Here is a 255-nt window from a genome sequence, read left to right as displayed (position 1 = left end):
GGGGGGGGGGGGGGGGGGGGGGGGGGGGGGGGGGGGGGGGGGGGGGGGGGGGGGGGGGGGGGGGGGGGGGGGGGGGGGGGGGGGGGGGGGGGGGGGGGGGGGGGGGGGGGGGGGGGGGGGGGGGGGGCGGGGGGGGGGGGGGGGGGGGGGGGGGGGGGGGGGGGGGGGGGGGGGGGGGGGGGGGGGGGGGGGGGGGGGGGGGGGGGGGGGGGGGGGGGGGGGGGGGGGGGGGGGGGGGGGGGGGGGGGGGGGGGG

At 100.0% G+C, this 255-nt stretch carries 1 protein-coding gene; it reads left to right on the top strand.

What is annotated here, in order from left to right; all coding sequences use genetic code 11:
* On the top strand, positions 1-255 hold a 255-nt coding region (locus ACG59Z_RS18790), incomplete at both ends, for a hypothetical protein (protein ID WP_220765853.1).

Origin of the sequence: Acinetobacter sp. ABJ_C1_1, assembly GCF_044684115.1 — a bacterium.
In the GTDB taxonomy this organism is placed as follows: domain Bacteria; phylum Pseudomonadota; class Gammaproteobacteria; order Pseudomonadales; family Moraxellaceae; genus Acinetobacter; species Acinetobacter nosocomialis_A.
Note: the sequence above shows the minus strand (reverse complement) of the source record. Positions and strands in the feature narration are given on the sequence as shown.